This window comes from Tellurirhabdus rosea, assembly GCF_026278345.1.
GTDB classification, from domain to species: domain Bacteria; phylum Bacteroidota; class Bacteroidia; order Cytophagales; family Spirosomataceae; genus Tellurirhabdus; species Tellurirhabdus rosea.
In genome coordinates this window covers 2,620,437-2,635,049 of sequence record NZ_CP111085.1, presented here as the reverse complement: position 1 = coordinate 2,635,049, position 14,613 = coordinate 2,620,437, and the positions used below count along the sequence as shown (strand labels likewise).

The 14,613-nt window shown below is 55.3% G+C and carries 12 protein-coding genes; 9 read left to right on the top strand and 3 right to left on the bottom strand.

The window, feature by feature from the left end; all coding sequences use genetic code 11:
* Positions 1-30: 30 nt before the first annotated feature.
* Positions 31-1,671 (bottom strand): ArnT family glycosyltransferase, encoded by a 1,641-nt coding sequence (locus tag ORG26_RS10990; RefSeq protein WP_266369119.1) that lies wholly within the window; start codon positions 1,669-1,671, stop codon positions 31-33.
* A gap of 85 nt (positions 1,672-1,756) precedes the next feature.
* Here ORG26_RS10990 and ORG26_RS10985 point away from each other — a divergent pair, with 85 nt between their 5' ends.
* Positions 1,757-2,026, top strand: a complete 270-nt coding sequence (locus ORG26_RS10985; RefSeq protein ID WP_266369117.1) for a DUF202 domain-containing protein — start codon at positions 1,757-1,759, stop codon at positions 2,024-2,026.
* Between the two features lie 52 nt (positions 2,027-2,078).
* On the opposite strand, the gene ORG26_RS10980 is transcribed toward ORG26_RS10985, so the two are convergent.
* Positions 2,079-4,559 carry an outer membrane beta-barrel protein gene (locus ORG26_RS10980; protein WP_266369115.1) on the bottom strand — a complete coding sequence of 827 codons (2,481 nt, stop codon included), beginning with the start codon at positions 4,557-4,559 and terminating at the stop codon, positions 2,079-2,081.
* A 102-nt stretch (positions 4,560-4,661) separates the two neighbouring features.
* Positions 4,662-5,894, bottom strand: coding sequence for an NADH-quinone oxidoreductase subunit D (locus ORG26_RS10975; RefSeq protein WP_266369114.1), 1,233 nt, complete (start codon positions 5,892-5,894; stop codon positions 4,662-4,664).
* A 169-nt stretch (positions 5,895-6,063) separates the two neighbouring features.
* Between ORG26_RS10975 and rpmG the strand changes: the two genes are divergently transcribed.
* The 8 genes from rpmG (at position 6,064) to bshC (ending at position 14,535) form a co-directional block, all read left to right on the top strand.
* Positions 6,064-6,246 (top strand): 50S ribosomal protein L33, encoded by a 183-nt coding sequence (gene rpmG / locus ORG26_RS23575; RefSeq protein WP_266369112.1) that lies wholly within the window; start codon positions 6,064-6,066, stop codon positions 6,244-6,246.
* 76 nt (positions 6,247-6,322) lie between these two features.
* On the top strand, positions 6,323-6,478 hold the full coding sequence (locus ORG26_RS10965; RefSeq protein WP_266369111.1) for a DUF4295 domain-containing protein: 156 nt from the start codon (positions 6,323-6,325) through the stop codon (positions 6,476-6,478).
* A gap of 215 nt (positions 6,479-6,693) precedes the next feature.
* The gene (gene ftsY / locus ORG26_RS10960) at positions 6,694-7,650 is read left to right on the top strand and encodes a signal recognition particle-docking protein FtsY (protein ID WP_266369109.1); all 957 of its coding nucleotides are present in this window, start codon (positions 6,694-6,696) and stop codon (positions 7,648-7,650) included.
* Positions 7,651-7,698: 48 nt separating this feature from the next.
* Positions 7,699-7,905: a nucleotidyltransferase domain-containing protein gene (locus ORG26_RS10955; protein ID WP_266369108.1), complete on the top strand. Its 207-nt coding sequence runs from the start codon at positions 7,699-7,701 to the stop codon at positions 7,903-7,905.
* A gap of 256 nt (positions 7,906-8,161) precedes the next feature.
* Positions 8,162-8,683: a hypothetical protein gene (locus tag ORG26_RS10950; RefSeq protein WP_266369107.1), complete on the top strand. Its 522-nt coding sequence runs from the start codon at positions 8,162-8,164 to the stop codon at positions 8,681-8,683.
* Positions 8,684-8,841: 158 nt separating this feature from the next.
* Positions 8,842-10,158 carry a 30S ribosomal protein S12 methylthiotransferase RimO gene (gene rimO, locus ORG26_RS10945; RefSeq protein ID WP_266369105.1) on the top strand — a complete coding sequence of 439 codons (1,317 nt, stop codon included), beginning with the start codon at positions 8,842-8,844 and terminating at the stop codon, positions 10,156-10,158.
* A 182-nt stretch (positions 10,159-10,340) separates the two neighbouring features.
* Positions 10,341-12,917: an adenosylcobalamin-dependent ribonucleoside-diphosphate reductase gene (locus ORG26_RS10940; protein ID WP_266369103.1), complete on the top strand. Its 2,577-nt coding sequence runs from the start codon at positions 10,341-10,343 to the stop codon at positions 12,915-12,917.
* Between the two features lie 76 nt (positions 12,918-12,993).
* The gene (bshC, locus tag ORG26_RS10935) at positions 12,994-14,535 is read left to right on the top strand and encodes a bacillithiol biosynthesis cysteine-adding enzyme BshC (protein ID WP_266369101.1); all 1,542 of its coding nucleotides are present in this window, start codon (positions 12,994-12,996) and stop codon (positions 14,533-14,535) included.
* Positions 14,536-14,613: the final 78 nt, after the last annotated feature.

Here is a 14,613-nt window from a genome sequence, read left to right as displayed (position 1 = left end):
TAATCAACCTATCAATCATTCAAAATTCAATCATTCTTTAAATCCCGGTTTCCGCCGGAAGAACACCCAACCAGCTTCCTCCCCGATGACTTCCAGGTTCGGATTGTAGCGGTAGTCGTCGGCGTTGATATTGCGGGTGACGAAGTAGGCGGGTTTGTCGACGGGGCCGTTGACGAGCCAGGATTCGTCGTAGCTTTTGGGATTTTGGGGCGGCTGTTTGCGGAAATAGAACAGGTGGGCGTAGCTCTTGTAGCCAATTGGTTCCATGTAAATATCCTGCCCCTGCCGGGCTTCGTAGAAGTCGATGACCGCTCCCTGCACGTAGCGTTCGATGTTGGGCACCACCAGCGGAAGCAGCAGCCACAGCATGACGGGAACGGCAAAGGCCATCGTCAGCAAGGCTTTGGCGGGCTTTCGGGCGTGCTGCACCAGCGACCAGACAATTGCTAGGCCGAAAAGCGCCCCGATCATCCATTCCCAGCCCATCCACTCCACCGGGGCGGTGAGGTTGGCGGCAGCGAAACGGTCTTTCACGTACGGAATCAGCGCGTTGGCGTTCATGCCGACAATGGGCAGTGCCGTCAGCAGAATCGCCAGCAGAATACCGATGGAAGCCAGCCCGGCCGTCAGCCCGCGGTTCCACTTTACCTTGCCTTCGAGATAGCCGTAAATCACCGAAGCCGCCAGAAACGACACCGGAAACCAGGCCATCGACGAATAGTGCACTATTTTCGTTTTCACGATAGAAAACAGAATCATCACTACCCAGAACAGGATCACCATCCAGCGGCGAAAATCCAGCGGCGAGGCTTCGGTCGGTTTTGCCAGTCCTTTGATGGCAAAAAGGGACATCGGAAAACAACCCAGCAGTACGACGACGAAATGGTAATAAAACGGCTGCGCGTGCCCGGCATCGGGCGTCGAGAACAGCCGGATTTGGTACGTGATGAATTCTTCGAGAAACCAGAAGCCGTTTTTGGCCACCTCCAGTCCGAACCAGAGCGAAGCCACCAGCAAGGCACAGCCGACGAAAAGGAGGCCGTTTTTGAAACTCAGAATCGGTCGGAATCGCTGAAGACCCCAGTAAATCAGGAACGTGAGGCCGAGCAGCAGACCGCCGACCGGACCTTTGGTCAGGACCGCCAGCCCGATGAACAGGCCGGAAAAAGCCGCCCGCCGGGTCGCCGCCGAAGTGCCGTAAGCGGCCACGGCCCCAGCCATTTGCCACGTTCCTATAAAGATGAACAGGTTGAATGTCGGGTCGATGATGCCGGTTTTGAAATACAGATGCGGCGTCAGGGAGGCAAAGTAGGCCAGTGCCCAGATGAGTCCGAAGCGCTCATTGACGAGTTTTCGGCCGAACGAATAAAGCACCTGCAACGTAACGATACCAATCAGTGCGTTCGGCAGCCGGGCGGCAAATTCGCCCACGCCGAAGATCTTCATGCAAAGCGCCTGCATCCAGAAAAACAGGGGCGGTTTTTCCCAGAACGGCTGGAAGTTGATCTGAACCCGGGTGTAGTTGCCCGTCACAAGCATCTCCCGCGCCGATTCGGCGAAGTTGATTTCGTCCCAGTCGAAAAGGTGAACGGCTCCCAGAAACGGGATATAGAAAAGAATACCAAGAAAAGCCAGAAGCAGCGGGTAGCGGCGGGGTTGTATTTTCAGCATAGAATGTCCGATAACAAACCGCAAAGGTAAGCGAAAAACAAACCCGCCGGGGAGCGGTTTACCGGGTAATCCCCTGTTATCCCCAATGCCTGACGACCTGATTCTTCGCGACCACCTCGCCCTTGAACGAACACATCTGGCGAACGAGCGCACTTTACTGGCGTATCTTCGGACGAGCATCTTCCTGCTGACCTCCGGCCTCTCCATCCTCCGTCTGGAAGTGCTGGCGCCGCTGACAACCCTGGGCTACGGACTGCTTATCCTGTCGGGCCTGTTTTTGACCGTTGGCCTGTACCGGTTCGTGGCCCACCGGAAGAAAATTGACCAGTATTACCGGAATCTGCCGCAGCAATAAGGCGCGACTGGTTTCCCCGCCGCGCCCGCTGTTTGATCGGTTAGCCTGAAGATCAGCTTCCCATCTGCACCCGACGCTGCTCCGATTCCGAGCCGGTGCTGCGCCGACGCGCCGGGGCGACCGTGCCTTTGCCAAAGCGGTACGTAAAGGCCAGCGTACCCACGCGTGAATCACGGCGCTGCCAGAATTTCTCATCCACGCCCGCCGCCGCCGACGCGCCGTTGACAATGCTGGTCAGGAAAACGTCGCTTACGTTTAGGCGCAATGTGCCCTTGCGCTGCAGAACCGGAGCCTGCAAACCCGCCGAGACGCTGCCCAGCCGCTGAATTGTCATGATGCCGTACACTTCTTTGGCCTGATAGAAGCCCGTCAGTTCGGCCGTCAGCCCTTTGGGGAGCGTAAACGAATTGGTGACATTGAGGTTGAAGGTCGGCAGGGCGTTGCGGATGTTGGTGTTGCCAAGATTGCCGGTGTATTTACCGTAATAGGCTGTCAGGTTGGCGTTCGTGTTCCACCATTTGGTGAGTTGGGCCGGGGCGCTCACCGTCAGGCCGAGGTACTCAAAATTCGCGATGTTGCGGTCGGTCTGGAAGGTCACGAGCGTATCGCGGGAGCCGCCGAAATTGCCCGTCTGCCGCAGCAATACGTTTGTAATGTTGTTGGTGGTCCGACTGTACGACACCGTGGTGGTGAACCGCTGCTTGTACGTATGCGATACTTCGGCCGCGTACGTCAGCTGCGGGAGCAGGTACGGGTTGCCCTCCGAATACGTCGTGCGGTTGATGAAGAACCGGAACGGGTTCAGCTGCCGGTAACTCGGCCGGTCGATGCGGCGGCTGAGGGTGTAATTCAGTTCGTGGTTTTTGGTCAATTTCTGCGTCACGGCCAGACTTGGGAACAACTGGAAATAATTCCGGTCGAAGGTCTGCCCAGTGGTTAGCTGCCGCCCTTTGGCCAGCGTCTGTTCGCCCCGCAGCCCGAACTGCATCGTCAGCTTGCCGACCGGCCGGTTGAAATTGAGGTACGCCGCGTTGATGTTTTCTTCGTAGACAAAATGGTTGGACATGTTGGTGTTCAGCACGTCGCGGTTGTCGAGGCGGTCGTAGAAACGGACATCGTTATCGGTCGTCACATAGCTGAGCTTGAACCCGGCTTCCAGGCGGCCCTTGTTTTTCAGCGGGTTAACGTAATCGGCCTTCAGCGAGCGGATGTTGATATGGCCGCCCAGATCGCCAATCAGCAGTTCGCGGGCCAGCAGGGCGTTTGTGGTTATGTTGTACAGATTCGTCGTAAAAAGCTGGTCGGTGCTGCTCTGGTAACGGACGTAGTCGAGGTCGGCGGTCAGTTCGCGTCCTGAACCTCCGTTCCCCGTACTATCAAAGGTATGCTTGAAATTGAGGTTAACGGAACCGTTCTGCCACAGGTCACTGGAGTTGTTCTGCGTCGTGTAGCGGTCGCGGAGCGCGCCGGTCGGAGCATACCGGAAGGTTTCGTTAAAGCCGTTCGGGGTAAACGCGTTCGAAACGCCGTTCAGCAGCAGGCCGACGGTCGTTTTTTTCGTCGCAAAAAAGTCCATACCCGCCCGAACCGTGTGCGTTTTGAACGGAAACTTGAGGTAGTTGTCCAGCACCTGCCGTTCGGCTACCTCGTTGCCGGTGAAATACCGCCGGTTGATGATTAGATGTGTAAAGGCTTTCCGGTACGAGTAATTGTAGTTGCCGAAGTAATTCCACTTTTTGTTCCGGTAATTGAGGCTGAAACCCGCGTTGGCCTTGCCATACCGACCGCTGCCGTAGCTGGCCGTCAGGTTGCCGTTCATACCCAGCCGCTGGTCTTTTTTCATCCGGATGTTGATGATGCCGGCGTTTCCGGCGGCATCGTAGCGGGCCGAAGGGTTCGTAATGATTTCGATTTTATCAATGGCGTTGGACGGCAGGCTGCGGAGGTAGTTGTCGAGGTCCGAGGCAGCGAGCTGAGAGGGTTTGCCGTCGATCATGATGATGACGCCCTGTTTGCCCTTCAGACTGATGCGGCCGTCCTGATCGACCCGGATGCCCGGTGCCCGTTCCAGCACGTCCATCGCCGCCGCCCCCGCACTCACGATGCTGTTCTCGACGTTGACGATGATCTTGTCCAGTTGCCGCTCGACGAACGGCTTCGCGGTCCGGACGTTGACCTCGTTCAGCGTTCGGGTTTCTTCCTGTACCTGGATGTTGGTGAGTCTGATGGTTGGGTTGGCGGCATTGAGTTGGAAAAGCGGCGTCCGGAAGCGCTGGTAGCCGACCTGCGAGACCTGCACATAGTACCGGCCTTCGCCGACTTCTTCAAATTCAAAAAGTCCCCGCTCGTCTGACAAAGCACCTTTCACTAAGGTCGAATCAGCCGCCCGGTGCAGGGTCACGGTCGCAAATTCGACGACTTTCTGGTTGTTATCGCTGATTTGCCCCGTAATTTTCCCGCGATAAGCCGCTGTCTGGGCGATTACGGAGCTGGTTAACAGGCAGAAAAAAAGAATAAAGTAGCGCTTCCCCATCGTTTCGGATTTGATTTATTTCCAAAATTAGTCTGGTAAAGCGCTACTCTCATCCTCCAGAGTGGGGGATAAGGATGAGTGGATTGTATGGATGCTGAAAGGCTAACGGTCCACCTCGCCCATCACCACATCAATCGACCCCATGATGGCGACGAGGTCCGCAATCATCGAGCCTTTGGCAATTTCGCTCATGACCGACAGGTTATGATAACAGCCCGAGCGGCAGTGGCAGCGGAAAGGCACGTCCGAACGGCCGTCGGCGCGGAAGAAGAAGCCCAGTTCACCCTTCGATGTCTCGCCACGCACGTACATTTCCTGCGCTTTCGGACGGATTTTCTTGGGAACAATCGCCTGCGGGTCAAAATCTCGGGTCCGTTTCAGGTCGGTGGTCAGGCGTTCAAGGCACTGCTCGGCGATGCGGAGCGATTCCCAGCACTCGCGGACGCGGACGTAGTTACGGTCCCAGCAGTCTCCCACGGTGCCCACGAGTCCTTCACCAATCGGAATATCGAAATCGAGTTCGGGGTAAACCGAATAGCCGTCCACCCGCCGGAGGTCGTAGGCCAGGCCCGAGCCGCGGAGCATCGGCCCCGTACAGCCGTAATCAATCGCCACCGGCAGCGGCAGCACGCCGACATTGGCCGTCCGCTGGACGAAAATCTTGTTTTCCATCACCAGTTGCTGCAATTCGAGCAGCTTCGGTTTCAGGTAGCGCAGGAACTCGGCGCAGCGTTCTTCAAAGCCCACGGGCAGGTCGTAATACAGCCCGCCGATCCAGATGTAATTGTACAACATCCGCGAGCCGCTGGCCCATTCGAGCAGGCGCTGGAGGTGTTCGCGGTCGCGCATGTACCACAGGAAGGGCGTGTAAGCCCCGATGTCCAGCGCGTAGGTGCCAATGGCCACGAAATGCGCCGCCATGCGGTTCAGCTCCGAAACCAGCACGCGGATGTATTCAATGCGCTTCGGAATATCGTTCTGAATGCCCAGCATTTTTTCGACGCCCATGACGTAGACGTGCTCCGAGGACATGGCCGTCAGGTAGTCGAGCCGGTCCACAAACGGAATGGTCTGGTTGTAGGGCAGCGATTCGGCATGTTTCTCGAAACAGCGGTGGAGGTAACCGAGGTGCGGCACTACATCGACGATAAATTCGCCGTCGGTCACCACTTCCAGCCGCAGGACGCCGTGGGTCGACGGGTGCTGCGGGCCCATGTTGAGGATCATCTCGCCGGCTCCGAGCGTCTCCACATTGTGTTTATTCGGTTCCGACGCCTGAAAATGGCCGGGTTTGTATTCGTATTGAATCGTTTGCGTCGTCGGTCGGTCAGTCATTGGTGGTCGGCCCGTTCAGGAAATTTCGTCAAAGGTCAGGCGTCAAAGGGCAAAAGTCAACAATTGGCGCTTAACCAGCTATCAATCACACTTTTTCTGAAAAACTTTTTTGTGATAACAACGGCTTTTCACTACCTTTGCGTTCCTATTTGAGAAAATACGTACAGCAATGGCGAAGAAAGGCAATAGAATTCAGGTCATTCTGGAGTGCACTGAGCAAAAGGATTCAGGCGTACCGGGCATGTCTCGTTATATCACGACCAAGAACCGTAAGAACACTCCTAGCCGGATCGAACTTAAGAAGTTCAATCCGTATCTGCGGAAAGTAACCGTACACAAAGAAATTAAGTAATCACCTGGTTAAGGTGTCGTGGCCCCCAACCTTTTTGGTCTGACCACTGACGACTGACCACTGACCACTTCAAATCATGGCAAAGAAAGTAGTTGCAACCCTGAAGAAAGAAGGCAGCGGCAAGAACTTCGCGAAGATCATCAAAGCCGTTAAGTCTGACAAAACGGGCGCGTACACCTTCAAGGAGGAAATGGTGCCCCTGGAAGAAGTTCAGAACGCTCTGAAAGGTTAATCATTCAGCCTTTCTGGTATGACACTGCGTGAAAGTCCCGATGAGGGACTTTTTTGTTTTTATATTTGTTCGGAAGAGACGAAAGAGAACAGACAATAGAGAAAAGACAGGAAACAAAAGGCAAGAGATGAAAATACAGCATCCCTCCTGCGACCTGTTTCTTGTCTCTTGTCTCTTGTCTCTACTCTCTTGTCTATCATCTATCGTCTAAGGAAATGGGATTATTTGATTTCTTCTCGAAAGAAAAAAAGGAATCGCTCGATAAAGGGCTGGAGAAAACGAAGGAAAGCTTCTTCTCCAAGCTGAGCCGCGCCGTGGTCGGAAAGTCGAAAGTGGATGAGGAAGTACTCGACGAACTCGAAGAAGTGCTCATCAGCTCCGACGTCGGGGTGGAAACCACCGTTAAAATTATCAAACGGATTGAGGACCGCGTGGCGCGGGATAAATACGTCGGCACGGACGAACTCGACCGGATTCTGCGCGAGGAAATCGCCGGGCTGCTGTCCGAAAACAAGTCGGAGGACGTCACGGACGAATTTACGCTGCCCGCCGGTAAAAAGCCGTACGTGATCATGGTGGTCGGCGTCAACGGGGTTGGCAAAACGACTACCATCGGCAAGCTGGCGGCCCAGTTTCACAAACGGGGCAAGAAAGTCGTGCTCGGCGCGGGCGACACGTTCCGGGCCGCCGCCGTGGCCCAGCTCAAGCTGTGGGGCGACCGCGTGGGCGTCCCCGTCATCGAACACGGCATGAACACCGACCCCTCGGCCGTGGCCTACGACGCGGTGAAAAAAGCGGTGGAAACCGATGCGGACGTGGTGATCATCGATACCGCCGGTCGTCTGCACACCAAAGTCAACCTGATGAACGAGCTGTCGAAGATCAAGCGCGTGATGCAGAAAGTCATTGCCGATGCGCCGAACGAGGTGCTTCTGGTGCTTGATGGCTCCACGGGTCAGAACGCCGTGATTCAGGCCCGCGAATTCACGAAGGCGACGGACGTGACGGCCCTGGCGATTACCAAACTGGACGGAACGGCGAAAGGCGGCGTGGTGATCGGGATTTCGGATGAATTCAGAATTCCGGTGCGCTACATCGGCGTAGGCGAGAAAATCGAGGACCTGCAGACGTTCAACAAGGCGGAGTTTGTGGATTCGTTTTTTAAGAAATGATTTTATAGACAAAAGAGGAAAGACGAGAGACAACAGACGCGGGCGGTCATGGTGAATCTGGAGGAAATCAACCGGGAGGTCATTGCCATCATGAAACGGCACTACGGCGACCGTCTGGCGAAAATTGTCCTCTTCGGGTCCTATGCGCGCGGGGATTTCGACGAGGAGTCGGATATTGATTATCTAATTGTATTGAAAGATAGTGAAGTCTCGACTCCAAGAGAAATTCATCAGCTCAGCCCCCCAGATGAATGACTTGTCAACGGTGCGTAGTATTCATGTTTCGGCCATACCTGTAGCCTACGAACATCTATTTTCTTCAAGAAAGCCTTTTTATCGGGAAGTACGAAAAGATGGCAAAACCCTTTTTGAGTGAAACCTTTACAGAGTATCAACGTAAGTCAGAGGTAGAAATGTCACTAGCCCGGATTGCAAGGGCTTCCGAGTTTCCTAATGATTGACGCTGCCCTGCATATGGTTGAGGACTTCTCTTCGTTTATTAAAGAAAAATATGCCTAGAACCTGCCACACTCGCTGGGCCTGCAATCTGTCTGCCTGGCTGATCTTGCTGATGCTCGTGCTGGGCATCAGTTTTTTGGCCACTGCCCAGAAAAAACCGGTAACCAAAGCCAAAAAGATGGCAACCACCAAAACGCCGTTCCAGGGCCTCTGCGGCACGGTACTGTTCAAATCCGGCAACAACATGCCTACGGTCGACCGGCCGCAGCCGAAAGGCCAGCCCGTAGCCCGCGAAGTGCTGATCTATGAACTGACGGGAATGAACCAGGTAAAGGCCAACGACGAGGGCTTCTACACGGAGGTGGCGTCAAAGCTCATCAAAACGGTCAAATCCGGAAAGGACGGCAGGTTCTGCGTCAGTCTGCCCGCCGGCTCGTATTCGGTTTTTGTGAAAGAAGAAAAGGGGTTGTATGCCAATGAGTTCGACGGAGAGAACCATATTTTCCCCGTCAAAATCGAAAAAGGCCGCAAATCAACCGCCAAAGTGGAAATCTCGTACGCGGCCGTATTTTAGATCGGTATTGCTTCAGAAAATCCCCTGGATTAAGCCAGTTTAATTTCATCCCCATTTGTACTTTTCCGAACTTTGCGGAAAAATTGAGCGTTCGGATTTGAATAGGTGAACGCTATCGCTTCAAAAAATTTAAGCGGGGCGACGCCCCGCTTTACAGGATGAAAACGAAAGGATTACGTACCAATAAAATTAACATCGTCACGCTCGGCTGTTCGAAAAACCTCGTGGATTCGGAGGTGCTGTATACGCAACTGAAGGGCAACGGCATGAACGTGACGCACGAGTCGAAAAAGGACGATGCCAATATCGTCGTCATCAATACCTGCGGCTTTATCGACAACGCCAAGGAAGAATCCGTCAACACCATTCTCCGCTACGTGGACGCCAAAGAGGCCGGTGTGGTGGATAAGGTCTACGTGACGGGCTGCCTGTCGCACCGCTACAAGGACGAACTGGAGGTTGAAATTCCGACCGTCGATGCCTGGTTTGGCACCAATGAACTACCCCGCCTGCTCAAAACGCTGAAGGCCGATTACAAGCACGAACTCGTCGGGGAACGCCTGCTGACGACGCCCGCCCACTTCGCCTACCTGAAAATTGCCGAGGGCTGCGACCGCCCCTGTTCGTTCTGCGCCATTCCGCTCATGCGCGGCGGGCACGTGTCGCGCCCGATGGACGAACTGGTGAAGGAAGCGCAGTCGCTGGCCCGGCGCGGGACGAAAGAGCTGATCCTGATTGCGCAGGACCTGACGTACTACGGCCTGGATTTGTACAAAAAGCGGAACCTCGCCGACCTGATGCGCCGTCTCTCGGACGTGGAAGGCATCGACTGGATTCGCCTGCAATACGCCTACCCGTCGGGCTTCCCGATGGATGTGCTCGACGCGATGAACGAGCGGCCGAACATCTGCAACTACCTCGACATGCCCCTGCAAACCGGCTCGACCGCCCAGCTTCAACTCATGCGCCGGGGCATCACGCGGGAAAAAACCGAAGCCCTGATTCACTCGATTCGCGAAAAAGTACCCAACATCACCCTGCGGACGACGCTCATCGTCGGTCACCCCGGCGAAACCGAGGAACAGTTCGACGAAACGTACGACTTCGTGGAACGGATGCGTTTCGACCGGCTGGGCGTGTTTACCTACTCGCACGAAGAAAACACGCACTCGTTTAGCTTGGAGGACGATGTTCCGGCCGACGTGAAGCAGGAGCGGGCCGACGAAATCATGGGGCTGCAGCAGGGCATTTCCTACGAACTGAACCAGGAAAAAGTCGGCCATTTTTACAAAGTGCTGTTCGACCGGAAGGAAGGCGGCTATTTTATCGGCCGTACCGAAGCCGATTCCCCGGAAGTAGACAACGAAGTGCTGGTAAAAGCCGATAGCACCTATGTCCGGCAGGGCGATTTTGCGCTGGTAAAAATCACCGAGGCGCATGAGTTTGACCTGTTCGGCGAGGTGGTCGCGCAGTAACGGCGACGAATACCCGCAAACAACGCAGATTGGGCGGATTTACACGGAGAACTTATCTGTGTGAATTCGCCCAATCTGCGTTATCCGTACGCTTTTTTCTAAAATCGAGTAAACGGATAGGCTAATTTTTTGAAAATAAATTCGAAAAAATTTAAGTTGCCGCCTCAAATTTTTTCGAAAAAATGGAAACAATCGCGCCACCCGCAACCGAAAGTTTTGCTTATCCCGATGTGCTGGAAGCCTGTCTGGAGTACTTCAGCGGCGACGAACTGGCCGCTACGACCTGGATGCACAAATACGCCATCCGCAACCAGGACGGCACGTTTCAGGAACGGACTCCCGAGGACATGCACCGCCGCATGGCCCGCGAGTTCGCCCGGATCGAAGACAGGTATAATGACGAGGCGAAGGCCGACAAAACTCTTTCGGCTTACGGACAGGTACGCGAAAAACTGGACGAGGACGCGATCTACGAACTGTTTCAGAAGTTTAAGTACGTTATTCCACAGGGCAGCGTCATGGCGGCGCTCGGCAACCCGACGATGATTGCTTCGCTGTCCAACTGCGTGGTCATTCCGCCTACCTACGACTCCTACGGCGGTATTTTCCTGACCGACCAGCAGATGGCGCAGCTCTTCAAAAGGCGCTGCGGCGTGGGCGTCGATATGTCGAACCTGCGGCCCAAAAACATGGCCGTTTCCAACGCGGCGGGCACCACCACGGGGGCCGTTTCGTTTATGGAGCGCTTCTCCAACACCACCCGCGAAGTGGCGCAGAACGGCCGCCGGGGCGCCCTGATGCTCACGATGGACATTGCCCATCCGGACGTTGAGGATTTTATCACCATCAAGCAGGATTTGAAGAAAGTGACCGGCGCGAACATCTCCGTCCGCCTGTCCGACGAATTCATGAAGGCCGTCGTGGAGGATACGGATTACACCCACCGCTGGCCCATCGACAGCCCGGAGCCGAAAAGCACAAAAACCGTCAAAGCGCGTGAACTGTGGCAGACCATTATCCGCTGCGCCCATAACACGGCCGAGCCGGGTCTGATTTTCTGGGATCGCCAGCATCACTACTCAACTTCCTCTGTTTACCCCGAATTCCGCAACAGCTCAACCAATCCGTGTTCGGAAATCGCGATGCAGGGCGGAGACAGCTGCCGCCTGATTGCGATCAACCTCTACAGCTTTATTGACAACCCGTTTACCCCGAAAGCAAAATTCAATTTCGACAAGCTCTACCGCATCACCTACGAATCACAGCGGCTTATGGACGATCTGGTAGACCTCGAACTGGAAGCCATCGAACGCATTCTGGCCAAGGTGGAAGCCGACCCGGAGCCGGACGAAATCAAGCAGGTGGAAATCAATACCTGGAAACTGCTGTACGAAACCGGCAAACGCGGCCGCCGCACGGGCCTGGGCTTCACGGCGCTGGCCGATGCGCTGGCGGCGCTGGGCCTGAAATTCGACGGCGACAAGGCGCTGCCCGTCATCGAGGAAATCATGCGGACCAAATTGCAGGGCGAGTTCGACAGCTCGGTGGACATGGCCGTCACGCGCGGGTCGTTTGCCGGATTTAATCCCGAGATCGAAAATACGTCGGAGTTTGTGCAGATGATGCAGAAAGAGGTTCCGGCGGTGTACGAACGGATGATGAAGCACGGCCGCCGTAACATTTCGCTGAGTACCGTCGCCCCGACGGGCACGCTCAGCCTGCTGGCGCAGACCTCGTCGGGCCTGGAGCCGGTCTTTCTGCTTTCGTATCGCCGCCGACGCAAGCTGAACGCCCGGGCGGATAAGTCCAAAGCGACTTTTGTGGACGATATGGGCGATGCCTGGGAAGAATTCGACGTTTACCATCCTAAACTGAAGGTCTGGATGGACCAGACGGGCAGGACGAAGCAGGAAGAAAGCCCGTACTTCGGAGCCACGGCTCCCGAAATCGACTGGATTCGGCGCGTGGAGATTCAGGCGCTCGTGCAGAAATACACCACGCACTCGATCAGCTCGACCATTAACCTGCCCAACGATGTGCCGGTGGAGAAAGTGGGCGAAATCTACGTCGAATCGTGGAAACAAGGCCTGAAAGGTATTACGGTCTACCGCGACGGGTCGCGCAGTGGCGTGCTGGTGGCGGCGGAAAGCGAGAAAGAGAAGAAAGAAGAACCGAAACCAAAGCCGGTGGTGGCGATTCAGGAAACCTCGGCCCCGAAACGGCCCAAAAAGCTGGAAGCGGAGGTGATTCGGTTCAATAACGACTACGAAAAATGGCTGGCCGTGATCGGCCTCATCGACGGCAAGCCCTACGAGGTTTTTACCGGCAAAATGGAAGACGCTTTCAACCTGCCGCTCTGGGTGGAGCGGGGCTGGGTCATCAAAAACAAGAGCCACGACGGCGCATCCCGCTATGACTTCCAGTATCTCGACCGCGATGGCTACCGAATCACCATCGAGGGGCTTTCCCGTTCGTTCAACAAGGAGTTCTGGAACTACGCCAAGCTGCTGTCGGGCATTCTGCGCCACGGCATGCCGCTGGGCGATGTGGTCGAACTGGTGAACAACCTGAGCCTGTACGACGACCATATCAACACCTGGAAAAACGGCGTCGCGCGGGCCCTGAAACGCTACGTGCCGAATGATACCCGGCCGGGGGCTGCCTCCCGCCGTTGCCCCGAATGCAGCGATCCGGACGGCCTTATCTACGAAGAAGGCTGCCTGAAATGTAAGAATTGCGGGTATTCAAAGTGCGGCTAAAGCCCTGTTATCAAAAAAGGCGGCGTGAACCATGCCGCCTTTTTTGATGTTGCCCCCTCAACAAAACACCCGCTTCATGGACTGTCAGTACCTATCGCTTGCTGCCACCGGTCAGTTTTCATCCTTGTTCCTCGATTATCTCGAACAGAAGCCTTCCTTAAAGCCCTTCTACGGTCAGTTTCCCACTCTTGATGCGTTTGCCGAAGCGGTAAAGACCCGGCCTTTCAGCGAGGAAAACCGGCAGACGCTGGTGCAGGTGCTCCAGCGCCAGTACGCCGGAATTGCTAACAAACCCGATTTCTCGGTCCTGGCCCAACCCAACACCTTTACGGTCACGACGGGCCACCAGCTCAACATCTTCACCGGCCCGCTGTACGTCATCTACAAACTGATTTCAACGGTCAACTTGGCGAAAAAGCTGAACGAGGCTTATCCGGAGTACCGGTTTGTGCCGGTTTACTGGATGGCCACCGAAGACCACGACGCCGCCGAGATCAATCATTTCAATCTGTTCGGAAAAACGTATTCCTGGACGTTCGCCCAGCAGGGTGCCGTGGGCCGGTTCAACCCTGCCGAACTCGAAGACCTGCTGACCCAGCTTCCCGAAAAAGTCGAACTTTTCGAAAAGGCGTACCTGACGCACAACACGCTCGCGGATGCGGTCCGGTACTACGTCAATGAACTTTTTGGTGCCGACGGCCTGGTGTGTCTGGATGCGGACGATACGGAGCTGAAGCGGCTGTTTGTGCCCGTCATGCAGGACGAACTGCGGAGCCTGTCGAGCGGTACGCTGGTTCAGCAAACGAACCAGGCGCTGGAAAAAATGGGTTACCGCCCGCCCGTGACGCCCCGCGAACTGAATCTGTTTTACCTCGATACCAACCTGCGCGAGCGGATTGTAAAAGAAGGCAGCAGTTACCGGGTGTTGAACACGGACCTGCGTTTTTCGCCCGAAGAAATGGAAAAGCTGTTGCAGGAACATCCCGAGCGGCTGAGTCCGAACGTGGTGCTTCGGCCGGTGTATCAGGAGGTGGTCCTGCCCAATCTGGCCTACATCGGCGGTCCGTCGGAAGTGCCGTACTGGATGCAGTTGAAGGGCGTTTTCGACCATTATAGCCTGCCGTTCCCGATGCTGATTCCCCGCAACTTTGCGATGTACATCAACGCCGCCAGCCGGAAGCGGATGGAGAAGCTGGGCGTGGCCGCCGACGAACTGTTTCAGGACGAGGTCAAGCTGCGGCGCTCGTACATTGAACGCATTACGGAGAATTCGCTCGATCTGGATACGGAAAAGAAGTGTTTTGAGGATTGTTTCACCGACATTCTGGCGAAAGCTGTTCGGGTGGACAAATCGCTGGAAGGCGCCGTCAATGCCGAGAAGACAAAATTGTTGAACGCCATTGAAAACCTCGAAAAACGCCTGAAAAAAGCCGAGGAGCGCAATCACGATACCGTCGTCAATCAATTGATGGGGCTGAAAACGAAGCTTTTTCCCGGCGGCCCGCAGGACCGGAGCGAAAACTTCCTGAATTACCACCTCAACGACCCGGAATTTATCAGCAAACTCAAATCGGCCTTCGATCCGCTGGATTATCGGATGCTGATTTTGTGTGAATAGGTTTATTTCTCGCAAATTCTCGCAGATTTAATTCGGAGATGTTCGGTTCGCTGCTGCGACGCAGAAAAAATCTGCGAG

Coding starts and splice junctions, on each gene's coding strand:
- ORG26_RS10990 (WP_266369119.1), bottom strand. CDS start 1,671: ATGCTGAAAATACAACCCCGCCGCTACCCGCTGCTTCTGGCTTTTCTT.
- ORG26_RS10985 (WP_266369117.1), top strand. CDS start 1,757: ATGCCTGACGACCTGATTCTTCGCGACCACCTCGCCCTTGAACGAACA.
- ORG26_RS10980 (WP_266369115.1), bottom strand. CDS start 4,559: ATGGGGAAGCGCTACTTTATTCTTTTTTTCTGCCTGTTAACCAGCTCC.
- ORG26_RS10975 (WP_266369114.1), bottom strand. CDS start 5,894: ATGACTGACCGACCGACGACGCAAACGATTCAATACGAATACAAACCC.
- rpmG (WP_266369112.1), top strand. CDS start 6,064: ATGGCGAAGAAAGGCAATAGAATTCAGGTCATTCTGGAGTGCACTGAG.
- ORG26_RS10965 (WP_266369111.1), top strand. CDS start 6,323: ATGGCAAAGAAAGTAGTTGCAACCCTGAAGAAAGAAGGCAGCGGCAAG.
- ftsY (WP_266369109.1), top strand. CDS start 6,694: ATGGGATTATTTGATTTCTTCTCGAAAGAAAAAAAGGAATCGCTCGAT.
- ORG26_RS10955 (WP_266369108.1), top strand. CDS start 7,699: ATGGTGAATCTGGAGGAAATCAACCGGGAGGTCATTGCCATCATGAAA.
- ORG26_RS10950 (WP_266369107.1), top strand. CDS start 8,162: ATGCCTAGAACCTGCCACACTCGCTGGGCCTGCAATCTGTCTGCCTGG.
- rimO (WP_266369105.1), top strand. CDS start 8,842: ATGAAAACGAAAGGATTACGTACCAATAAAATTAACATCGTCACGCTC.
- ORG26_RS10940 (WP_266369103.1), top strand. CDS start 10,341: ATGGAAACAATCGCGCCACCCGCAACCGAAAGTTTTGCTTATCCCGAT.
- bshC (WP_266369101.1), top strand. CDS start 12,994: ATGGACTGTCAGTACCTATCGCTTGCTGCCACCGGTCAGTTTTCATCC.